Origin of the sequence: Compostibacter hankyongensis, from assembly GCF_039541075.1 — a bacterium.
Taxonomy (GTDB): domain Bacteria; phylum Bacteroidota; class Bacteroidia; order Chitinophagales; family Chitinophagaceae; genus Compostibacter; species Compostibacter hankyongensis.
This window is the reverse complement of sequence record NZ_BAABFN010000004.1, coordinates 204,475-225,676: the sequence shown is the minus strand read 5'-3', so window position 1 is coordinate 225,676 and position 21,202 is coordinate 204,475. Positions and strand designations below refer to the sequence as shown.

General features: G+C 54.3%; 19 protein-coding genes and 1 tRNA gene. 10 read left to right on the top strand and 10 right to left on the bottom strand.

Annotated elements, in window-relative coordinates; genetic code table 11:
* Positions 1–27 precede the first annotated feature (27 nt).
* From ABD851_RS09985 to gltX, 5 genes are all read right to left on the bottom strand, one after another.
* The gene (locus ABD851_RS09985) at positions 28–663 is read right to left on the bottom strand and encodes a LemA family protein (RefSeq protein ID WP_344978748.1); all 636 of its coding nucleotides are present in this window, start codon (positions 661–663) and stop codon (positions 28–30) included.
* Between the two features lie 119 nt (positions 664–782).
* Positions 783–2,771 (bottom strand): M1 family metallopeptidase, encoded by a 1,989-nt coding sequence (locus tag ABD851_RS09980; protein WP_344978746.1) that lies wholly within the window; start codon positions 2,769–2,771, stop codon positions 783–785.
* Positions 2,772–2,863: 92 nt separating this feature from the next.
* The gene (locus ABD851_RS09975) at positions 2,864–3,319 is read right to left on the bottom strand and encodes a PepSY-like domain-containing protein (protein ID WP_344978744.1); all 456 of its coding nucleotides are present in this window, start codon (positions 3,317–3,319) and stop codon (positions 2,864–2,866) included.
* Between the two features lie 65 nt (positions 3,320–3,384).
* Positions 3,385–4,116: a YoaK family protein gene (locus tag ABD851_RS09970; RefSeq protein WP_344978742.1), complete on the bottom strand. Its 732-nt coding sequence runs from the start codon at positions 4,114–4,116 to the stop codon at positions 3,385–3,387.
* Positions 4,117–4,176: 60 nt separating this feature from the next.
* Positions 4,177–5,688, bottom strand: a complete 1,512-nt coding sequence (gene gltX, locus ABD851_RS09965) for a glutamate--tRNA ligase (protein ID WP_344978741.1) — start codon at positions 5,686–5,688, stop codon at positions 4,177–4,179.
* Positions 5,689–5,809: 121 nt separating this feature from the next.
* On the opposite strand from gltX, the gene ABD851_RS09960 reads away from it, so the two are divergent.
* The 3 genes from ABD851_RS09960 to ABD851_RS09950 all read left to right on the top strand — a co-directional run bounded on the left by ABD851_RS09960 (position 5,810) and on the right by ABD851_RS09950 (position 8,604).
* A complete protein-coding gene (locus ABD851_RS09960) occupies positions 5,810–6,547 on the top strand; it encodes a polysaccharide deacetylase family protein (RefSeq protein WP_344978739.1) in 738 nt (245 codons plus the stop codon).
* 24 nt (positions 6,548–6,571) lie between these two features.
* Entirely contained in the window at positions 6,572–7,345 is a 774-nt protein-coding gene (locus ABD851_RS09955; protein ID WP_344978738.1) for a TatD family hydrolase, read from the top strand.
* A gap of 158 nt (positions 7,346–7,503) precedes the next feature.
* Complete coding sequence (locus ABD851_RS09950) at positions 7,504–8,604, top strand: asparaginase (protein WP_344978736.1); 1,101 nt, start codon at positions 7,504–7,506, stop codon at positions 8,602–8,604.
* A 31-nt stretch (positions 8,605–8,635) separates the two neighbouring features.
* On the opposite strand, the gene ABD851_RS09945 is transcribed toward ABD851_RS09950, so the two are convergent.
* Entirely contained in the window at positions 8,636–9,589 is a 954-nt protein-coding gene (locus tag ABD851_RS09945; protein WP_344978734.1) for a sugar phosphate isomerase/epimerase family protein, read from the bottom strand.
* Positions 9,590–9,996: 407 nt separating this feature from the next.
* Between ABD851_RS09945 and ABD851_RS09940 the strand changes: the two genes are divergently transcribed.
* The 5 genes from ABD851_RS09940 to ABD851_RS09920 all read left to right on the top strand — a co-directional run bounded on the left by ABD851_RS09940 (position 9,997) and on the right by ABD851_RS09920 (position 13,801).
* Positions 9,997–10,866: a pirin family protein gene (locus ABD851_RS09940; protein WP_344978732.1), complete on the top strand. Its 870-nt coding sequence runs from the start codon at positions 9,997–9,999 to the stop codon at positions 10,864–10,866.
* Between the two features lie 119 nt (positions 10,867–10,985).
* A complete protein-coding gene (locus ABD851_RS09935; RefSeq protein ID WP_344978729.1) occupies positions 10,986–11,840 on the top strand; it encodes a pirin family protein in 855 nt (284 codons plus the stop codon).
* A 121-nt stretch (positions 11,841–11,961) separates the two neighbouring features.
* Positions 11,962–12,315 carry a hypothetical protein gene (locus tag ABD851_RS09930; RefSeq protein WP_344978727.1) on the top strand — a complete coding sequence of 118 codons (354 nt, stop codon included), beginning with the start codon at positions 11,962–11,964 and terminating at the stop codon, positions 12,313–12,315.
* 80 nt (positions 12,316–12,395) lie between these two features.
* Positions 12,396–13,013 (top strand): type IV toxin-antitoxin system AbiEi family antitoxin domain-containing protein, encoded by a 618-nt coding sequence (locus tag ABD851_RS09925; RefSeq protein WP_344978724.1) that lies wholly within the window; start codon positions 12,396–12,398, stop codon positions 13,011–13,013.
* On the top strand, positions 13,010–13,801 hold the full coding sequence (locus ABD851_RS09920) for a nucleotidyl transferase AbiEii/AbiGii toxin family protein (protein WP_344978721.1): 792 nt from the start codon (positions 13,010–13,012) through the stop codon (positions 13,799–13,801). The genes ABD851_RS09925 and ABD851_RS09920 overlap by 4 nt, the downstream gene beginning before the upstream one ends.
* A 399-nt stretch (positions 13,802–14,200) precedes the next feature.
* Here ABD851_RS09920 and ABD851_RS09915 read toward each other — a convergent pair.
* From ABD851_RS09915 to ABD851_RS09900, 4 genes are all read right to left on the bottom strand, one after another.
* Positions 14,201–14,285 (bottom strand) — tRNA-Ser (locus ABD851_RS09915).
* A gap of 78 nt (positions 14,286–14,363) precedes the next feature.
* Positions 14,364–15,098 (bottom strand): ribonuclease III, encoded by a 735-nt coding sequence (gene rnc / locus ABD851_RS09910; protein WP_344978718.1) that lies wholly within the window; start codon positions 15,096–15,098, stop codon positions 14,364–14,366.
* Positions 15,099–15,102: 4 nt separating this feature from the next.
* Positions 15,103–16,356: a beta-ketoacyl-ACP synthase II gene (fabF, locus tag ABD851_RS09905; RefSeq protein ID WP_344978716.1), complete on the bottom strand. Its 1,254-nt coding sequence runs from the start codon at positions 16,354–16,356 to the stop codon at positions 15,103–15,105.
* 29 nt (positions 16,357–16,385) lie between these two features.
* Positions 16,386–16,622, bottom strand: coding sequence for an acyl carrier protein (locus tag ABD851_RS09900; protein ID WP_344978714.1), 237 nt, complete (start codon positions 16,620–16,622; stop codon positions 16,386–16,388).
* A 319-nt stretch (positions 16,623–16,941) separates the two neighbouring features.
* Between ABD851_RS09900 and ABD851_RS09895 the strand changes: the two genes are divergently transcribed.
* Both ABD851_RS09895 and ABD851_RS09890 read left to right on the top strand, forming a co-directional pair.
* Positions 16,942–18,018 carry an efflux RND transporter periplasmic adaptor subunit gene (locus ABD851_RS09895; RefSeq protein ID WP_344978712.1) on the top strand — a complete coding sequence of 359 codons (1,077 nt, stop codon included), beginning with the start codon at positions 16,942–16,944 and terminating at the stop codon, positions 18,016–18,018.
* Positions 18,015–21,134, top strand: a complete 3,120-nt coding sequence (locus ABD851_RS09890) for an efflux RND transporter permease subunit (protein WP_344978710.1) — start codon at positions 18,015–18,017, stop codon at positions 21,132–21,134. Before ABD851_RS09895 ends, ABD851_RS09890 begins: the two co-directional genes overlap by 4 nt.
* Positions 21,135–21,202: the final 68 nt, after the last annotated feature.

Genomic DNA, 21,202 nt, shown 5'->3' with positions numbered 1-21,202 from the left:
TTGTCATTTTTATTTCAGTGCAGACGTTCAGGGTGCGGTGGTATCCGCGGATGCAGCGGCATTGCTGTTGCCGAAATTCACCGTAGGCGCCGTCTCGGCTCCGGCCTGCGCTTTGAAAAAGCCCTTTTCCTTGAATCCGAATATGCCGGCCCAGAGCACAGCAGGGAAACGCTTTATCTTGGTGTTAAATCCCTGCACGGCGTCGTTGAAGTCTTTCCGGGCTACGGTAATCCGGTTTTCCGTTCCTTCCAGCTGCGCCTGCAGGTCACGGAAGTTCTGGTTGGCTTTTAGCTCCGGATAACGTTCCGAGACGACCATCAGCCGTCCCAGTGCCTGGCTCAGCTGTCCCTGCGCCTGCTGGAACTGCTGGATCTTTTCCGGACTCAGATCGTTGGGATCTACCTTTATCTGCGTAGCGGAAGCCCTGGCCTGGATCACCTGCGTAAGCGTGGATTTCTCAAAATCCGCGGCTCCCTTTACGGTATTGACGAGGTTCGGGATCAGGTCTGCCCGGCGCTGGTACTGGTTTTCCACCTGGCTCCACTGGCTTTGTACATTCTGATCCAGCGTCACCATATTATTATAGCTGTTTTTGATGCCACATCCGCCGATCAGGAGGATCAGCGCCACAATGATCAGTATGGGAATGCAACCTTTTTTCATAGTACTGTCGTTTTGGGTTGAGGTAGTTTATTCAAAGATAATGCTTTCGCCTGTTAAAAAACCGCACGTTAAAATGCATTTTATCCATTCCATTATCCCGTCCCGGGGATAGAAATCCATCAATTGACCAGATCCGCTTTAGGATGCCTCGCTCTTCCAATAATAATCCCGCCGCTGACCCGGTTATCGCCACGGCCCGTGTCCGCCATCCGCTGGCTGGGATCGATCTCTATGCTGCTGATAGCCGAAACGCTGTCGGGAAGGGACAGGTGGTACACAGGGTTTGTCCAGCGCCAGGGCTTGTGAACGATACGGCGCCCCGCGCTGTCTTCCCGGGGCTTTGTCCCAAACATCTCGTAAAGCGGGATATAATGCATCTCGGTGTGCCCGTCCTTGTACCGCACCAGGAGGTCCACCGGCATCGGCATTTCTCCGATACGGCGGAGGGTGATCTGTGCGTGTCCGTCTTCGTTCTTCAGGTCCTCAATGCCGTAGTCGATGGTCTTGGTGGTATTGATCCAGTATTCCTGATACCAGTCCAGCTGCATACCGCTCACCTTTTCGGCCACCCGCATAAAATCATTGGGATCGGGATGCTTGAAACGCCATTTGCGGTAATACTGCATAAGGATGCTGTCCCGCACCTGCGCGCCGGTGATATAGCCCAGCTGCTCCAGAAATACGGCGCCCTTGGAATAGGCATTCTGTCCGTAGGCGAAGTTGGTCTCGTAATGATCGGCATGGGTAGTCATGGGTTCCGCCAGCCCGCTTTCTACCAGCGAAAAATAACCGCGGTAGGCATCCGCAGCTCCCAGGGGGAGCGCCTTATCCAGCTTGCCCAGCGTGATCTCCCGGCCCTTCGGATCATCTTTAAAAACCGAATCCGCATAAGCATGATAGTAATAATAGGAGACCTTGCCTTCCGCATAAGTGGCAAAGCCCTCGTCCATCCAGGGGTACATGGACTCGTTGGTGCCCAGCATCATCTGGTACCAGCTATGCATCCATTCATGAAAGACGGTTCCCAGGCTGGGTCCTGCGATCAGCGTGCCCATGGGGTATTCCATGCCGCCGTCGCCGCCCTGTATAAAGGAATACTGTTTGTAAGGATAAGGGCCGAAATGCTTTTCGATAAACGGCAATGCGCGTACGGCCGCTTTCAGCACCTCTTGCCAGGCTGCGGCGCTGGCGGTGTCTTTCTTATAGATCACATGCAGGGTGGTCTGCGCGGCGTTGTTCACCGTCTGCGAGAGATGCCGGTATCGCGGGTCAGCCGCCCACATAAAATCATGAACGTTGGGCGCATAAAAATGCCAGCTCAGCAGGCCGCCCCGGGGGGAGCTGACCTTTGTACCGGCTGCCGCATAACCATAACCGGTCTGCTGCGGGTTCTGTAAATAACCGGTTCCGCCGACCAGGTAATGCTTATCGAGGTCGATGGTGACATCGTAATCACCCCAGACGCCGTAGAACTCCCTGGCTATATAAGGGGTAGGATGCCATCCCCGGTAATCGTACTCGCATATCTTGGGATACCACTGGCTCATCGAGTAACGCACGCCCGCCGCGTTATCCCTGCCGCTGCGCCGTATCTGCACGGGCACCTGGCACTTGAAGATCAGATCAAACCTGACGCTGGAGCCAGGCAACACGGGACGGTCGGGCAGCACTTCCAGAATGGTTTCATGATAGCGTATTTCCTGCCGGCGTCCGTCCATCTTCAGCGTAACGACGCTGTCGTACCCGATCTCATCCGGCTTCAGGTGCAGGATACGGTCCCGGACACGGCTGTCCCAGTCGCGAACGGTATCGCCTTTTTCATTCAGCCCCAGGACGATTTTCCCCAGCTCGCGGCTGCGCACATCCATCATGCTGCCCGGCTGGAAAGCATTCCAGTACAGGTGAAAGAAAATGCGGTGGAGGGTATCAGGGGAGTTATTGTAATAGGTCACCTGCTCGGTGCCCGTTAGCCGGTTGGTATGCACATCCAGCTTTACCGCCATCTTATATTCCGCTTTTTGCTGCCAGTAGGTTCGCTGGGCCGTCGCCGCAGCGCAAAAGAACATACAAAGGAAAATACCGGCAACAAAACATCGAAATCTCTGCATGAGGGAAATTTAGGCTAAAGTAAAGAAAATAACCCGGCCACCGCGGAAGGGACCGGTGGAAAGTGCGGTTTACAGCCGCATATGTATCCGGCTCAGTACATGGTGATCTTATCGCTCAGCAGGCGACCGCGCGTGCTGTAGTACAGGTTCTTTTTCTGGACCGCATTCTTTTCCACCTGCAGCTTGTACTGCAGGGTGCCGCCCGGAAGGTCCACACGGTATACGTTATCCTGCTGCCAGCTTGCGTACTTGCTTTTGTTGAATCCGTCCTGCACCCCAGCCGGCAGGTCTTCAAAGGCCAGCGTTGTTTCCGTCCACTGCCAGGCGCCCCGGGAGTTGTATTTGGCAGTAGCGGCGGCGCCGTCGTTTTCAAAATGCACCAGCACATCCACTACCCGGTCTTCGTACTGTACCTTGCGCGCCTGCGGGTATTTCTGTTCAAAGGCGTCCTTTACCGCCTCGGGCAGCTGACGCAGCTGCGCAGTAGCCCGCCCGGCGGCAAACAGTCCTGTTACAAAAAGAAGAGATAGATAAAATAACTGCTTCATGATATTCGGTTTTCAAGCTTCCCAGCAAAAACAGCACCAGAGTTCCCCGGCTTCTTACTTCCGGATTATTTTCTGTAGAGCAATATCCGATATTTAAGATTATCATAGGTCAGTCCGGCCAGCAGACAACCCACCGCCAATAACAGAATGATCCTGTCAAACAGGAAAAATCCCCAACCGCCGGCCATGCCGCCGAGAAAGAAGCAGCCAATGATGGCCAGACGCAGCTTCACCGAAGCCGATAGCTGCTGCCGCTGGTCAGGCTGCCGATAAAAGAACAGCTGGGACAGCTCTATGCCCAGATCGGTAAAGAGTCCGGTCAGGTGCGTGGTCCGTACGATGGCTTTGGAAATATTGGTCACCAGCGCATTCTGCAGCCCCATGGCGAACAGCAGCATACAAGCGATCTCGTTCCCAAAATGCCGGACGGTATTTCCGTGCAGCAGGGCAACCGTGGTGAGGATAATGATCTCTGCCGAAACCGGGAGAGCGCTGGCATAACGCGGCTCTTTTCTCAGGGTGGTCTCCACGAGCATATTGGAGACGAACGCGCCCAACAGGAAGAAAAGGATGAACAACAGATAAAAACCGGCCCCGCGAAAGTCCTTCTTAAGCATCTGGTCGGCGATGCCGGCAAAGTGTCCGGTTACGTTGGTCGTCAGCTTCTGGACCGAAAAAAAACCGGTCACATTCACGATACCGGCCACAAAAGATAACAAAGAGGCCAGTTTCAGATTATGGATATATGTCCTGTTCTTACCCCTGTGACGGAACATGGCTACCGAGAAATTTGCCAAAGATAATACTTTGGGCCATGCGGGGACATCTGTACGTCCTTAGCAGAAAAACCCTTCGCATCAGAAATGCGGCAGCGCGGCCAGTATCCGTTCCCGTGTGGCAGCGCGGCCCAACACGGCGGCGATACCAAAAACGGCAGGGCCGAATTTTCCGCCGCAAAGCATTACCCGGAGCGGCAGCTGCAGCTCCCCCACCTTGATCTGCCGGCTTTCGGCCAGCGAACGGAACAGCGTTTCAAAAACCGGTTCCGACCATTCTCCCTCCTGCCCGAGCTCGTCTGCCAGGGCTTTAAAAAACTGTTCCTTTTCGGCGCTCCATTTCTTCATGACAGCGGCCGTATCATACTGTTCCGGTTGCCGGAAAAAGAAAAAGCTGTGGTCCCACAGATCGGTCAGCAACGTGCAGCGCTCCTTCACCAGCTCGATGACCTCCAACATATATTCCTCCGGGACCGCGCCTCCCTTTTCCTGCAGCATATCCCGGAAAAACGGAAGCAGCCGGGCAGCTGAGGCGGTTTTGATATATTCGTGGTTGAACCAGCGCGCCTTTTCATAATCGAACTTTGCCCCGCCCTTGTGGATACGTTCGATGGAAAAACGGTCAACCAATTCCTCCAACGAAAAAATCTCCTGCCCGCTGCCGTCGTTCCAGCCCAGGAGCGCCAGCATGTTGACAAAAGCTTCCGGCAGAAACCCCAGCTCGCGGAACCCGTGGGTCAGGTCGCCCGTGACGGGATCGGTCCAGTTCATGGCATATACCGGGAAACCAAGCCGGTCCCCGTCGCGTTTGCTGAGCTTGCCGTTGCCGTCCGGCTTCAGGATAAGCGGCAGATGCGCCCATGCCGGCATACCGGCTTCCCAGCCCAGGTAGCGCCAAAGCAACACATGCGCCGGCGCGCTGGGCAGCCATTCCTCTCCCCGGAAGACATGCGATATCTCCATCAGGTGATCATCGACCACCACGGCCAGATGATAGGTAGGCATGCCGTCGGCTTTCAGCAGCACCTTATCGTCCAGGTTTTCGGTATCGAAGCTGACCTCGCCACGGATCATATCCTGCAAGACCACGGTTTCGGGCTGTTCCGGTATTTTTATCCGGATCACATGCGGCGTCTGCTGTTGCAGCAGCGCCTGTACTTCGGCTTCCGGAAGCGTCAGCGAGTTGCGTAATCCGTTACGGCTATGCTGATCGTATCTGAAGTTGGGTATTTCCTTCCGTTTGGCTTCCAGCTCCTCCGGAGTATCAAAGGCATAATAAGCATGCCCCTGCTGCACCAGCTGTTCGGCAAAAGGACGGTACAGCTCCCGGCGTTCGCTCTGGCGATAAGGGCCATAGCTGCCCCCCGTATGGGGTCCCTCATCGGGCTCCAGGCCGCACCAGTGCAGGCAATCGATGATATACTGCTCCGCGCCCGGCACATAACGGGCCTGGTCCGTATCTTCTATACGGAGAATAAAATCCCCGCCCTGCTGCCGGGCAAAAAGGTAGTTAAACAGTACCGTACGCACGCCGCCCAGGTGGAGGCCGCCGGTAGGACTGGGTGCAAACCGCACCCGAACACGCTTTTCCATGAGCGCAAAGTTAACCGATTCCTGCAGAGCGGAAAAGCGGGATACGCGGGTTCATGACGGATAAAGCCGTAAATTCGCTCGGACCTTTAACCTTTTACCCTTAACCTTTCACCTCTACAGCATGTCTTATTTCGTCAAAACGCCCGGCCTGCTGCGCGCCTTATATAAAAGCTGCGTCTGGCGCTTCCGGCCCGCGGCGCCCACCGTATACCTCACCTTCGACGACGGCCCGCATCCCAAAGCCACGCCCTTTGTGCTGGAGCAGCTGCGGAAATACAAGGCGCTGGCTACCTTCTTCTGCATCGGAAAGAACGTGGCCGCCTATCCCGATGTCTACCAGCAGATCTTTATCGACGGACACGCTGTGGGCAACCATACGCACAACCACCTGAACGGCTGGAAAACAGGAACCCGGAAATATGTAGAGAATGTGCGGCTGGCCGAGCAGTATATCGACTCCCGCCTTTTCCGCCCGCCTTACGGAAAGATCACCCCTTTCCAGATCCGGGAACTCAAAAACCCGACCGCCCCTGCCGGGGACAGCATATCCGATTCCGGCGGCGGCGCGACCGGTTCCGGCGAAGCCACCGCTCCCCCGGGCATCCTCCCGGCAAGCGCTTCCGTACAGGGCTTCCGCATCATCATGTGGGATGTGCTCAGCGGGGATTTTGATACCGACCTGGATCCGAAAGATTGCCTGCAAAACGTCCTGTTCCGGGCGGAGTCGGGCTCCATCATCGTCTTCCACGACAGTGAAAAAGCCTGGGAGCGGCTCGAATATGCGCTGCCCCGCGTGCTGGAACATTTTTCCCGTAACGGCTTCCGGATGGCCGCCATCCCGCAGGAGAACGGGGAATAACCGGATTCTCCGTATACTTGCCCTATGCAACTGATCGACACACACGCCCATCTTTACCTGGAAACTTTTTCGGCAGACCGGGAAGCCGTGCTGCAACGCGCCCGGGATAACGGCGTGCAAAAGATATTTCTCCCCAATATCGACGGGGGAAGCATCGCCGGCATGCTGGCGCTGGAGATTGCCTGCCCGGATCTTTGTCATGCCATGATGGGACTGCACCCCTGCTCGGTGGACGGGGAGGTGGACAAAGCCCTGGACACCGTTCACTCCTGGCTGCAGCGCAGGAAGTTTGCCGCTGTTGGAGAGATCGGGCTGGACTATCACTGGGATATCACCTGGAAGGAGCAGCAGCTTCTTGCTTTCCGCCGGCAGGCCGACTGGGCGCTGGAGTATGACCTGCCCATTGTGATCCACAGCCGCAACGCCACCGCCGACTGCATTGCGGTGTTGAAAGAAAAACAAAACGGAAAGCTGCGGGGTATCTTCCACTGCTTCTCCGGCACCGCTGAAGAAGCGCAGCAGATCACCGACCTGGGCTTCCTGCTGGGTATCGGCGGGGTGGTCACCTTCAAAAACGCAGGGCTGGACAAGGTGGTGCAGCAGCTCGATCTGCGGCACCTGGTGCTGGAAACCGATGCGCCTTACCTGGCGCCCGTTCCCTACCGGGGCAAACGGAACGAAAGCAGCTACCTTACGCTGATCGCCGGAAAGATCGCAGCGCTGAAGGGCACCACTCTCGAGGAAGTAGCCGGGAGCACGACCGCACAGGCCCTCCGGCTTTTTGGTTACGATTTTTGAAAAAACAAACAGAAAAACGCTTCCGCGCCAAATTATCAAAAGATGAAGACCGCCCGCCGTCATTTTTCAAACCTATCGCCTGTTTTGATAAAGAATCCTGCAGGGACCGGCGCTATCGGTCTCCCGGATAATGCGGAATTTCGCGGAAATATACGTCCTTGGATCCACTTACCGCTACCCTTGCTGAAGTAACTGATATGCCGGCTGCACCCAGCACCAAGATACTGATCATTTATACCGGCGGCACCATCGGGATGATCTTCGATCAGAAAAAACAGACGCTCCGCCCCCTGGCCTTTTCCGAGATCAAGAACAGCATCCCCGAAATGTACCGTCTGGGGTATCATTTTTTTGTCCATCATTTCAAACCGCCGATCGACTCTTCGGACATGCAGCCGGAAATATGGGTGGAGATCGCAGGCATCATCGAACGCAACTACGACTATTACGACGGCTTCGTGATCCTGCACGGATCGGATACCATGTCGTTTACCGCCTCCGCGCTCAGCTTTATGCTGGAGAACCTGTCCAAACCCGTCGTGCTTACCGGCTCACAGCTTCCCATCGGCGAAATCCGTACGGATGCCCGGGAGAACATCATTACCGCGCTGGAGATCGCGGCCGCCCGGAACGAGCAGGGAGAAGCCATGGTCCCGGAAGTGGTTATTTATTTCGATTTTATGCTTTTCCGCGGCAACCGTTCCAAAAAATACAATGCCGAGAAATTCGAAGCGTTCTACAGCATGAACTACCCCGCGCTTGCGGAAGCCGGAGTGGCCATAAAATACCGGGAGCAGTACGTGCTGCCCATACCGTCGGCTCCGCTTACCGTGCATAAAAAGCTGGATACGCACATTGCAGTGCTCAAGATTTTTCCCGGTATCACCCCTGGAGTCGTACAGGCCATCCTGGATACGCCCGGTCTGCGCGGCGTTATCCTCGAAACATTCGGCAGCGGCAATGCCAGTACCGCCGCCTGGTTTATCCGCAGCCTGAAAGCGGCCGTCGACCGTGGCATCCTCATCCTGAACATCACCCAATGCGACGGCGGCTCGGTAGAATTCGGCCGTTATGAAACCAGCAAGCACCTTCAGGAAATCGGTATCCTCTGCGGCTTTGACATGACATTCGAAGCAGCCGTCACCAAAATGATGTATCTCCTGGGCCAACATCAGGATAGGCAGGAGATAAAACGCCTGCTGCAGACATCCCTGCGCGGTGAGCTTACGCCGGACGGTAACGGGTCACATACCTGGTAAGCCAGCCGCGTCCGGGAACGAACGTTTACACCTATATGCCGCGGGTGACGGCCTTCATCTTGGCCAGTCCGGTGCGGGCCACCTGCAGCGCATCCTGGCGGTAATAGCTTTCGTTAAAAACCTCCAGTGAAAGGACGACCGGCTTACCGGGATTTTTGAGGATCTGCAGCAGGGGGCGCAGCGGCGCAATACCATCACCCGGATAGACACGGTCCGGCTCGGATATTTTTGCGGGAGAAATACCGGCAGGATAATCATTGATGTGAAAAACGTCGATGGCGGCGCTGCCTACAAAACGCACGCTGTCAAAGCTGGAGCCTCCTTTGAAGATATGGAAGGAATCCAGCAGCACACGGGCATCGGGCTGCCCGCTTTCGATGGCCACATACAGCACCTGGCTGATCTTTTTCAGGTTCACGGAAGAGCCCCACATTTCCACCATCGGCATCACCCCCGTTTTCCTGCCCATTTCCAGAATGGTAAGATATCTTTCGGTAATGACATCCAGGTCGATCAGCGAAGCATCTTTGCCGTTGGCGCCCATAGGAGGAGCCGCAATGCGCTTGCATCCGATTTCCGCCAGCAGCTCCATCTCGCGCTGCAGCTGCTGAAGCCCGGCCTTTCGCGTGGCTTCGTCGTCCACGATCCATTTCGCAAACCCGATGGCATTCTCGATCTCCAGACCCAGGTCGCCGATTATCTTTTTTGCCGTTGCCGTGGAGCCGCCCTTATCCAGATACTCGCGGAAGGTATCGATCCAGATTTCCACCGAGCGGAAACCGGCCTTCGAAGCGGTCTCCAGCTCTTTGATAAACCCCAGCCGCTGCCCCCGGATGGTACTCATGTTCAGCGAATAGATAAAGGTCGAATCGGTAGTTTGTCCGGAAAGATGCTGCATGCTGAAGGGTTGTCTTAAAAAGGCAGCGCCGGCGCCGATACCCAGGGTTTTCAGTGCCTGTCTGCGGTTGAATACAAAATCGGTCATAGCTACCGGTGGTTTTTAAAGCGTGTTTCAAAAATACGTTTATTCGCGACATATAGGTTGCGAAAATATCGGGAAAGAAGTCGGCAGGGGAAGCGCATGCTATAACAACCGGATCGTCCTTTTCCCTGCAAAGAAAACAACGCTTTTTGCAGCAGCAGGACCGTTAAAGCAGTATCCGGCCCGACAATACCCGATGGCGCATTGGGAAAATCCAGAGAACCGGCAACTTTACCTTCCGCTGAGATGAGCGCGCTTTTCTTAATCTATATTAAGTATTCTCCTTAATCTATCTTATTGGCCGGCGGCGCCGATGCGTAGTATTTTTGCATAGTAAAAAAGAAACAGCAATAAGTACAACCGCTGAAGCGGACAGCAAGCGCACTAAAAACTAAAAAGGAGTCATCATCATGAAAAAGACAATCGAAAAAATTTTCCCGCGTCCGGCCAGTCCGGGTATGGTAGGAGACGGGTTCCGGGTGTATAACATGATACCCGGCGCAGGCATCACCCAGCGGAGGATCAGCCCTTTCCTGATGCTGGATTTTAATGCAGCCTTCGATTTCGGGCCTTCCGATCATGTAAGGGGCGTGGACGTGCATCCGCACAAAGGATTCGAAACGGTGACCATCGTTTACCAGGGCAGCGTGGCGCACCACGACAGTACCGGCAACAGTGGCGTGATCCATCCCGGCGATGTGCAGTGGATGACCGCGGGCGCCGGCATACTGCACAAGGAATATCATGAAAAAGAGTTCTCGAAGCGAGGAGGTCCTTTTGAGGTGGTACAGCTTTGGGTAAACCTGCCGGCGAAGGACAAGTCCTCCCCTGCCCATTACCAGCCTATTACCGCCGACCGGATGGGCAAGGCCGTACTGCCCGGAAATTCCGGACAGGTGAATGTAATCGCCGGAAAGTTTCAGGATACTGAAGGCCCTGCCAGGACCTATTCGCCGGTGAACCTGTTTGACTTCAGGCTGGAAAAAGGCGGCGAGACCACCTTCTCTGTACCTGCGGATCATAACACCGCTTTACTGGTCGTGAACGGGAACATCGAAGTAAACGGCGAAACGGCCAAAGAGCATAGCTTTGTATTGTTCAAAAACGAAGGGGAAGAGATCGGGCTCAAAGCGACCGATAAGTCGACGGTGCTCCTGATGAGCGGCGAGCCGATCAACGAGCCCATTGCCAGCTATGGTCCGTTTGTGATGAACACACAGGAAGAAATAATCGGGGCGATAAAAGACTTCCAGGCCGGCAAATTCGGTGTGCTGGAATAAGCAAGACCGTCATGAAACCGGGCGTCCTGATCCCCCTCACCGTGAGCCGCGTTGCAACAACGTCGCGTCACGCGGTGCACGGCAGTCGGGGGAACATTAAAAAGATAAAAAATTAACGGATGAAAAAATTAATCAGCCATGTCCTGGCAGGAAAGGAAAAGCATATCACAGAAGAGGAAATAGTATTGCAGCCGCTTCCGCACCGGGACTTCCGGTTCGCCAATCCGTTTATTGTACTGCACCACCTGCTGCCGGAGCATATCCAACCGGGAACGGCCCTGAGGATCCATCCGCATCCGCACAGGGGCTTTGCCCCGGTGACTTTTCAGCTGCAGGGCGAAGGTTACCACAAGGACAATGCGGGACATGATGAAACCATCAAAGCCGGGGACGTGCAGTGGATGTTTGCCGGAAAAGGATTGCTGCACAGCGAAGGCCCAACGCAGCATCTGCTGGATCAGGGCGGCACGCAGGAGCTGATACAGCTGTGGGTCAATGTTCCCAAAGCCCATAAATGGGATGACCCGACGTACCAGTCGGCCACCCGGGAACAATTACCCCGGGTGCTGGAACAGGAAGGGGTAACCCTGCGGCTGGCCAGCGGGGAATACGAGGGGAAAACCGGTCCTTTACAGAGCTATACCCCCGTTATTTCCATCATCGGCGAACTAAAAAAGGAAAAACGCGTACAGCTTACCGCCACACCCGGCTACTGGACCCTGCTGTATGTAGCCAGTGGCAACATCACCGCCAACCAGGAGCCGATCGCCGAACATCACCTCGTTGTCTTTGAAAAAGAACATGAGGAGATACTGGTTTCTGCGGAAGAAGACAGCCGGATATTGTTCCTTTCGGGCGAGCCCATCGACGAGCCCGTGGCGGCCAAAGACAACTTTGTGATGAATACTTCCGAAGAGATAGCGCAGGCCATGGCCGACTATAGGGACGGCGTCTTCGGGACGCTGGAGTTTTAAAGCAAAGCAGCCATCTGCATTTTTTATAACTTGCGGCCCACAATTTATATTTTATATGGCCGAACCCGAAGTCATCCCCTCAGCGACTCCTGTATATCGCATCCCGTTAAAATACAGGAAAATGGAGAACCTGCATATTGTCTTCTGGCTTCTCAAAGACATCAGCTGGTGCCTCATATGGAAGCCGCTCGGCGTAGCCATGATCTTTCCCACCCTCATCATTGCGATCGTTATCGCTTACCGCACGCGGCAGCTCGTTTCGGAACTGTGTCATAACGTTGCCATCGCCTTCTGGATCATTGCCAACTCTTACTGGATGATCAGCGAGTTCCTGCATTTCGATGAAACGGTAATTACCGGCGGCATCACCTACAAATACCTGGCGCTTATCCCTTTTACACTGGGTATTCTTATCCTGGCGTACTATTATCTTGGGTACAAGCCGGCTCACCCGGAAGAAGAGGGGACGTTGTAATATTGGACATAAAAGCGGCAAAATTCTCTTATTTGTTTCTATAATGCAGTATTTTTGCTGAAAAACAGAAACAAAATAAAATGAATTTTCTGAAGTTCAAAAATAGAATGTTTAATCTGGCATGCTTCAATGTTCATCAGATATACGCATGGCAGCCCGATTTTGACAGAAACAACCTCACACGCTGGGTAAAGAAAGGCTATCTCGTCCGGCTAAGGCAAGGCTATTATGCTTTTTCTGAATACAAGGTTAAAAGCGATTATGCACTTTTTTTTGCCAACCGTATATACCGTCCATCGTATATAAGTCTGCATACCGCATTGGCTTTTTACGGGATGATACCAGAGGCGGTGATACAGGTTACCAGTGTAACATCACTAAAGACAATTTCATTTATCAACGATTTCGGGGAATACTCTTACCACAATGTAAAAGAGCGCCTGATGTTCGGATACGAATTAAAACCTATGGCGGACAACCGCACCATACAGTTCGCCACGCCGGAAAAAGCACTGCTTGATTTGTTGTACTTGTACCCATTTTACAATAACGCGCAGGAGATAGAAGCCTTACGTTTGGACGAGGATTACCTGCACAATGATCTGAACAAGGAATTATTGACAGATTACAGTTCTGCCTTTCAGAGCAAAGCGCTTGAACTACGGTTAGAGTTATTTTTAAAAACTTACGGGCTATGATAAAGATAGAGCAAATAAAGAATTTTTTTCCTTTGCAGATACGTGATAACGCAGTTTTTTACAAATACATGCTCAAGGAATATTTGCAGCTGATGATATTGGATTACCTGTCATCTACGGTGTATGTTCAAAAAACTGTTTTTATCGGCGGCACCAATCTTCGCCTGGTAAAAGGAATAGACCGTTTTTCCGAAGATCTGGATTTCGATTGTAAAAGCTTTTCGAAAGACGAATTTATGGAGATGACAGATAACATTCTCCGTTTTTTGGAACGGTCTGGCTGGCGGGTGGAAACAAAGGATAATGATAACGCAAAGCTTACGGCTTTCAGACGGAATATCCGTTTCCCCGAGCTATTGTTTGATATGGGATTAAGCGGGCATAAAGAAGAACGGTTCTTGATAAAAGTGGAAAGTCAGGATCAGGGGATAACCTATAAACCCGTGATAACTGATATAAGCGGTTGCGGCTTTTTTTTCCCGTTTCCTGTTCCTTCGGATGGTATATTGTGCAGCATGAAAATAGCTGCTATGTTATCCCGCTCTAAAGGGCGTGATTTTTACGACCTGATGTTTTTACTGGCGCAGGCAGAGCCCGATTATAATTTTCTGACAAGCTGCTGCGGCATCCGTAATCTGCAGGAGTTGAAAGAGGCCACTAATAAACGTCTCAAAACTGTAGCGTTGAAAGTAAAACAACGGGATTTTGAACACCTGCTTTTCAACAAGGCAAATAGTGAAAAAATCCTGCGATTTGGCGATTTTGTGAATGCATTAAAAGAACAGTAGATAACCCGGCCCTCAGCTGCAAACAGCTTCGCTTTCCTTCCAGGCTCTCCCGTTGGGATTAGTTCCACACCGCTGCGCGTCTCTCCAATGATCTCCCCTTAGGGATTATTTCCACACCGTCCCGGTGATCTCATTTGGGATTAGCTACGTACCGTTACGCGGATATCCCGGGAGGAATCACCTCCACTTCGTTCCGGTGATCCCTCCCGGGATTAGCTTCGCTGATCCTCAGGGGATTACCTCCACTTCGTTCCGGTGATCCCCTGAGGAGGGCCTGCAGCTCCGATAAGCCCATTCGCTACGCGAATGGTGTTTTTTTATGGGGCGGCGCCTGCAAAGCTTGCTTTAGCAGGCGCCGCCCCATAAAAAAACCCGGCTATCGCCGGGCTTATCGGGTTGCGGAAAGGGAGGGATTCGAACCCTCGATACCTTGCGGTATACACGCTTTCCAGGCGTGCCAGTTCAGCCACTCCTGCACCTTTCCTGAACTGAATGCTTCTTCCTTTGCCGGAAAAAGGATTGCAAAGATATATCATTACGACATACCCGGCAATGTTTAACTTTAACCCGCCGCCTTGTCTCCGATCCCCAGCAGGGTAATGGCCTGCTGGGCGGCGATCTGGCTGGCGTCTTTCTTGTTATAGGCCTTGGCGGAACAGACCACCTCCCCGTTCAGCACGGCAGCCACGGTAAACAGGCGCCGCCCCCGCTCCATCCGCTCCTGCAGCACCTCGAACTCCAGCTGATACCCGTTTTTATTGGCCCAGCCGTAGAGCTTGTTCTTGTGATTGATCTCAATGTTTTCCAGCGTCTCCATATCGATATACGGCAGCACCAGCCGCTTGAAGACAAATCTTTTGGTGCGCCGGTACCCCTTGTCCAGGTACACCGCTCCCACCAGCGCTTCCAGCGTATTGCCAAAGATGCTGCTGATCTTAAGGGAGTTGTTGTTCTTGTTGTAGATCGTCATCCGGCGAAGCCCCATCTTGATGGCTATATCATTGAGCTGCTGCCGGTTCACGATTTTGGAACGCATTTCGGTGAGGTATCCTTCCGGCTTGTAAGGGTATTTTTTGAACAGGAAATCGCCGATAATAGCCCCCAGCACGGCATCGCCGAGGTACTCCAGCCGCTCGTTGTTCTCATGCGTCTTTTCCCGGCTGGAACGATGGCTGAGCGCCACCTCGTAGAGTGCGAGATTCCCGGGCGAAAAGCCCAGGAGGTTTTTCAGGTCCTTACTCAGCAGGGTGCGGGCATTAGGAGCAAATATTCCCAATATGCTTTTTCTGAGTGCCACGCGTTCAGGAAACGTATTTTTTGAAGATAACGGAGGCATTATGCCCTCCGAAGCCAAAGGTATTGCTTAAGGCAGCCCTTACTTCCCGCTGCTGCGCCTGGTTAAAGGTGAAGTTCAGCCGGGGATCGAACTGCGGATCGTCGGTAAAGTGATTGATCGTGGGCGGCACGATGCCGTCCCGGATGGCAAGGATGCAGCAGATGGCCTCCACGGCTCCCGCCGCCCCCAGCAGATGGCCGGTCATTGACTTGGTGGAGCTGATGTTCAGCCGGTAGGCCGCATCTCCGAATACATGCTGGATGGCCTTTACCTCTGCAATATCCCCCAGGGGGGTAGAGGTACCGTGTACATTGATATAATCGATATCCCCGGGATCCATCCCGGCATCCGCCAGCGCGCCTTCCATGACGCTGAGGGCCCCCAGCCCTTCGGGATGGGGAGCGGTCATGTGATGCGCATCTGCGCTGGCGCCACCGCCGGCCAGCTCGGCATAGATGTGCGCTCCTCGCTTCAGCGCATGCTCCAGCTCTTCCACCACCAGGCATCCCGCACCTTCGCCCATGACAAAACCGTCCCGGTCCAGGTCAAACGGCCGGGAAGCGGTGGCCGGGTCGTCATTGCGCTCAGAGATCGCCCGCATGGCATTGAACCCCCCCACGCCGGCTTCGTTGATCACGCTTTCGGAGCCCCCCGCCAGAATGATATCCGCCTTCCCCAGGCGGACATAATTCAGCGCCTCGATGAGCGCATTGGTGGAAGAGGCACAGGCCGATACCACGGCAAAGTTGGGACCGCGGAACCCGTGCCGCATAGAGATATGCCCCGCCGCGATATCGAGGATCATCTTGGGAATAAAAAACGGGCTGAAGCGCGGTGTGCCGTCACCCGTGTAAAAAGCTTTCAGCTCGTCGCAAAGCGTAATCAGTCCCCCGATACCCGAAGCGTGGATCACACCGACCCGGTCTACATTTACAGAGTTACGGTCAATCTTCGCATCGGCTACCGCCTGGTCAGAAGCGATCAGGGCTGTTTGCGTGAAGCGGTCGATTTTCCGGGCTTCCTTTTTGTCAAGATAGTCAACCGGGTTGAAGTTCTTTAGCTCACAGGCAAATTTGGTTTTAAACTTACCGGTGTCAAACAGGGTGATCTTATCAGCGCCCGACACACCGGACGTCAGCCCCTGCCAGGAGGTGGCAACGGAATGACCCAAGGGTGTAAGGGCACCCAGCCCTGTAATGACAACACGTTTTAATTCCATTAATCACGGAGGGGGTTGTTGAAAAGGACTTACTTTACGTGTTCTTCGAGATATGCGATAGCCTGACCCACCGTAGTAATGGTTTCCGCCTGTTCATCCGGGATGGAAATATTGAATTCCTTCTCGAATTCCATGATCAGTTCTACCGTATCCAAAGAGTCTGCACCGAGGTCGTTGGTAAAGCTGGCTTCCGGCGTCACCTCAGCCTCGTCAACGCCTAATTTGTCAATGATGATCTTTTTAACTCTTGATGCAATGTCTGACATAACGCTGTATATTTAGTTTTAACTTGGGTGCAAAAATATAATTTTTATCGAAACAACTGTTTTTTCTTGATAATCAACTCCAGCCAAAAGTTACAACTTTTATTTTGATATCCCCCAAATAAAAATAACCCCTTTTACCATTTATTTAATTTTATAACCATTTACATAAAAGCAGACATCCCCGCCTGCAAATGCTCACCCCGTTTCGTTATTTTTGTCCGTTCTGTGAAACGTTTACACCAAATGCAACAACAGGCACAGCCCGGCATCTCCCCGGTAACGGCAACACGCTTTAACTTACCGATTCGAAATCGCACCTATGAGTAATAAAACCATCCGCCTGCTTATCCTGATCATCGTCATCGGTTTGGTAGGGCTGCTCATTTACAATAAAGTAAAAAAGGACCAGCACAAAAATACGGCCGGAAAAATGCTGAAAAAAAGCCAGCTTCTTCCCGTGGACGTATATGTGGTAAAACCGGAACATCTCCCCAACAGCATCGACGCCCCTGGCTCGCTGCTGGGCAACGAAGCCATAAAGATACAATCCGAAACCAGCGGACGCATCACCGACATTTCTTTCAAGGAAGGCACGCATGTCGCCAAAGGAGACCTGATGGTAAAGCTCTTCGATGCGGACCTGCAGGCCCAGCTGGAAAAGCTGGAACTGCAGAAAGCCCTCGCCGAGAAAACGCTGAGCCGCCAGCAGAGCCTGCTGGCCATCAACGGCATCAGCCAGCAGGAAGTGGACAATACCCGCAACCAGGTGGCCGGCATACAGGCCGATATCGACTATAACAAAGCCCTGGTACGCAAAACGGAAATACGCGCCCCCTTCAGCGGCATCGTGGGACTCCGCTACCTCAGCGAGGGAGCCATCGTTTCCCCCTCCGACGTCATCGCGGATTTCCAGCAGACCGACCCCATCAAGCTGGACTTTTCCCTGCCCGAAAAATACCGCAGCCAGCTGAAGACCGGCGATCCCATTACCTTTACCATTGCCGCCTATTCCGGTAAAGTCTTCAAAGGCAACATCTATGCCATAGACCCGGCCATCGACGTCACCACCCGGACCGTCCGCGTGAGGGCCCGCTGCGCCAACAGCAGCGGCGCGCTGACGCCCGGCTCCTATGCCAACGTACACATCAGCTTTAAGGAAATTCCCGACGCCCTGATGATCCCCACCCAGGCCCTGGTACCCACTACCCGCGAAAGCCAGGTGGTGCTGATCAAAGGCGGCAAAGCGCGGTTCGTAACGGTTTATACCGGCCTGCGTACCGCCGATAAAATACAAATCACCCGGGGCGTCGCTGCCGGCGATACGGTGGTCACCGCCGGCACCATGCAGGCCAAGGAAGGATTACCGGTGGAAATCATTAACGTAGAAAACAAATGAGCTTACCTTCCATATCGCTGAGGCGACCGGTACTGGCCATCGTGATGAACATCATGATCGTGATCTTCGGGATCGTGGGGTTTACCTTCCTCGGCATCCGGGATTATCCGGCCATTGACCCGCCTATCATCAACGTCAGGACCTCCTATTCCGGCGCCAATGCCGACATCATCGAATCGCAGGTCACCGAGCCCCTGGAAAAGCGGATCAACGGCATCGCAGGCATCAAAACCATTTCTTCCACCAGCTCCCAGGGCTCCAGCAACATCACCGTGGAGTTTGAGCTGGATGCCGACCTCGAAGCCGCTGCCAACGACGTACGCGACAAGGTATCCCAGGCCCAGCGCGAGCTTCCGGACGACCTGGACGCCCCGCCCGTGGTCAGCAAGGCAGACGCCAACTCCTCGGCCATCATCATGATGACCCTGCAAAGCCGTACCAAAAACAGGCTGGAGCTGACGGACTATGCCGAAAACGTATTGCAGGAAAGACTGCAGACCATCCCCGGGGTGAGCTCCATACAGATCTGGGGCGACAAGCGCTATGCCATGCGGCTGTGGCTGGACCCGGACAAGATGGCCGCTTACGATATCACCCCCGGAGACGTGCAGGCTGCCCTGACCCGCGAAAACGTGGAGCTGCCCTCCGGTAAGCTCAGCGGTAACGGCACCGAGCTCACCGTGCGCACCTTCGGACGGCTCTTCACCCCGGACGAATTCAGCAAGCTCATCATCAAAAGCGTCAACGGCAGCTTTATCCGCCTGGCCGATATCGGCACTGTGGAATACGGTCCGGAAAACGAAGAAACGGTCATGAAAGAGAAAGGGGTCCAGATGATCGGCATGGCGCTGGTGCCGCTGCCGGGCTCCAACTATGTGGCCATCGCCGATGAATTCTACAAGCGGATCGCCGATATCGAAAAGGATATGCCCAAGGAATACCAGATCGGCCTGGGCTTCGACGACAGCCGTTTTATCAAAAAGTCCATCAAGGAAGTGGAAGAAACACTCATGATCGCCCTCGCGCTGGTAATCCTGATCATCTACCTGTTCTTCCGCGACTGGATCATCGCCCTGCGTCCCCTGTTCGACATACCGGTATCCCTGATCGGGACCTTCTTTATCATGTACCTCTTCGGCTTCTCCATCAACATACTGTCGCTGCTGGGGATCGTGCTGGCCACGGGTCTGGTGGTCGATGACGGCATTGTGGTCACGGAAAACATCTTTAAAAAGCTCGAAGCCGGCGTACCCAAGCTGCGGGCCTGCCGGGAGGGATCTGAAGAGATCTTTTTTGCGGTGATCGCCACCTCGATCACCCTGGCCTTCGTATTCCTACCCATCATCTTCCTCCAGGGATTCGTGGGCAGGCTTTTCCGCGAATTCGGTATCGTAGTGGCCGGCGCCGTGCTGATATCCGCCTTTGTGTCGCTCACCCTCACCCCGGTACTCAACCTGAAGATGGCCAGCGACGCCCATCACCGCTCCTGGTTCTACCGGAAAACGGAACCCTTCTTCCGCTGGATGGAAGACGGCTACAAAAGCTCCCTGGCCGGCTTTATGCACAAACGGTGGGTGGCCATGCTGATCATCGCCGCCTGTCTGGGCGCCATCTACCTGATAGGCGCCAACCTCAAATCCGAGCTGGCGCCGCTGGAAGACCGCAGCCAGTTCCGCGTAAGCGTCACCGCTCCGGAAGGCACCGCTTTTGATGCCATGGACAAGTACGTGGACCGCATCAGCCGCTTTATCACCGACTCCATACCCGAAAGGAAGCTGGTGATGGCCGTAACCTCTCCGGGTTTCGGCGGCAGCGGCGGGGCCAATACCGGCTTCTTTTACGTCACCCTGGGCGAGCCCACAGAACGGCAACGCTCCCAGCAGGATATCGTCAATTATTTCAACAGCCGGCAGAAATATTTTCCGCTCGGCCGCGCTTACGGCACCCAGCAGCAGACCATCCAGGTCGGACGCCGCGGCGGCGGGCTGCCCGTGCAGTTCGTGATCCAGAACATCAACTTCGACACGCTGCAGGCTTTCCTGCCCAAAATGCTGGACAAGGTCAACAGCGATCCCATGTTCCAGGTAACCGACGTGGACCTGAAGTTCAACAAGCCCGAGGTCAAGGTGAACATCAACCGCGACAAGGCCAATGAGCTGGGCATTTCGGTTGAAGATATCTCCCAGACCCTGCAGCTGGCCCTGGCCAATCTCCGCTACGGCTACTTTACCATGAACGGCAAGCAGTACCAGGTGATCGGGCAGCTGATGCGCGACAACCGCGATGATCCGGGAGACCTGAAAAACATCTACGTGCGGAATGCTGCCGGACAATCCGTTTCGCTGGACAACCTGGTGCAGATCACGCCGTCCATCAGCCCTCCCCAGATCTATCACTACGACCGTTACAAGTCGGCCACCATCTCCGCGGACGTAGCCCCGGGCTATTCCATCGGGGAAGGGATCGCCGAAATGCAGAAGATCGCGAAAAGCACGCTGGACGAGTCGTTTACCACGGCCCTCGCGGGTACCTCCCGCGACTATGCGGAAAGCTCTTCCAACGCCTACTTTGCCTTCATCCTGGCCCTGGTGCTGATCTTCCTGGTGCTGGCGGCCCAGTTCGAAAGCTGGGCGGACCCGCTGATCATCATGCTCACGGTGCCCCTGGCCATCGCCGGCGCCCTGCTCTCGCTCTGGCTGTTCAACCAGACGATCAACATCTTTTCGCAGATCGGGATGATCATGCTGATCGGGCTCGTGACGAAAAACGGCATCCTTATCGTAGAGTTTGCCAACCAAAAACAGGAGACCGGTCTTTCCAAGATCGACGCTGCCGTAGAAGCGGCTTCGCTCCGCCTGCGCCCTATCCTGATGACCAGCCTGGCCATGGCCCTCGGCGCCCTGCCCATTGCCCTCTCGCTCGGCGCGGCATCCACCAGCCGTATTCCCCTGGGGATCGTGATCGTGGGGGGCATCCTGTTTTCCCTGATCCTGACCCTGTTCGTGATCCCGGCGATGTATAGCTATCTTTCCCGGAAACGCGTACATTCATCCACGGAGGAAGAAGCCGGCAGCGGTAGCATAGACAACACGGATGCAGCGGCCGCACATGCCTGAACAGGTGGGCCGCCGCCATTTTTTGGCAGGCCATATATCAGGATCAATAAGGAATGACCAATGACTAT

What these genes read in the sequence shown, in the direction of transcription:
- ABD851_RS09960 (WP_344978739.1), top strand. Translation starts at nt 5,810, where the DNA reads ATGTCTTATTTCGTCAAAACGCCCGGCCTGCTGCGCGCCTTATATAAA.
- ABD851_RS09925 (WP_344978724.1), top strand. Translation starts at nt 12,396, where the DNA reads ATGAATTTTCTGAAGTTCAAAAATAGAATGTTTAATCTGGCATGCTTC.
- ABD851_RS09920 (WP_344978721.1), top strand. Translation starts at nt 13,010, where the DNA reads ATGATAAAGATAGAGCAAATAAAGAATTTTTTTCCTTTGCAGATACGT.
- ABD851_RS09930 (WP_344978727.1), top strand. Translation starts at nt 11,962, where the DNA reads ATGGAGAACCTGCATATTGTCTTCTGGCTTCTCAAAGACATCAGCTGG.
- ABD851_RS09940 (WP_344978732.1), top strand. Translation starts at nt 9,997, where the DNA reads ATGAAAAAGACAATCGAAAAAATTTTCCCGCGTCCGGCCAGTCCGGGT.
- ABD851_RS09895 (WP_344978712.1), top strand. Translation starts at nt 16,942, where the DNA reads ATGAGTAATAAAACCATCCGCCTGCTTATCCTGATCATCGTCATCGGT.
- ABD851_RS09975 (WP_344978744.1), bottom strand. Translation starts at nt 3,319, where the DNA reads ATGAAGCAGTTATTTTATCTATCTCTTCTTTTTGTAACAGGACTGTTT.
- gltX (WP_344978741.1), bottom strand. Translation starts at nt 5,688, where the DNA reads ATGGAAAAGCGTGTTCGGGTGCGGTTTGCACCCAGTCCTACCGGCGGC.
- ABD851_RS09890 (WP_344978710.1), top strand. Translation starts at nt 18,015, where the DNA reads ATGAGCTTACCTTCCATATCGCTGAGGCGACCGGTACTGGCCATCGTG.
- ABD851_RS09945 (WP_344978734.1), bottom strand. Translation starts at nt 9,589, where the DNA reads ATGACCGATTTTGTATTCAACCGCAGACAGGCACTGAAAACCCTGGGT.
- ABD851_RS09935 (WP_344978729.1), top strand. Translation starts at nt 10,986, where the DNA reads ATGAAAAAATTAATCAGCCATGTCCTGGCAGGAAAGGAAAAGCATATC.
- ABD851_RS09985 (WP_344978748.1), bottom strand. Translation starts at nt 663, where the DNA reads ATGAAAAAAGGTTGCATTCCCATACTGATCATTGTGGCGCTGATCCTC.
- ABD851_RS09955 (WP_344978738.1), top strand. Translation starts at nt 6,572, where the DNA reads ATGCAACTGATCGACACACACGCCCATCTTTACCTGGAAACTTTTTCG.
- fabF (WP_344978716.1), bottom strand. Translation starts at nt 16,356, where the DNA reads ATGGAATTAAAACGTGTTGTCATTACAGGGCTGGGTGCCCTTACACCC.
- ABD851_RS09900 (WP_344978714.1), bottom strand. Translation starts at nt 16,622, where the DNA reads ATGTCAGACATTGCATCAAGAGTTAAAAAGATCATCATTGACAAATTA.
- ABD851_RS09980 (WP_344978746.1), bottom strand. Translation starts at nt 2,771, where the DNA reads ATGCAGAGATTTCGATGTTTTGTTGCCGGTATTTTCCTTTGTATGTTC.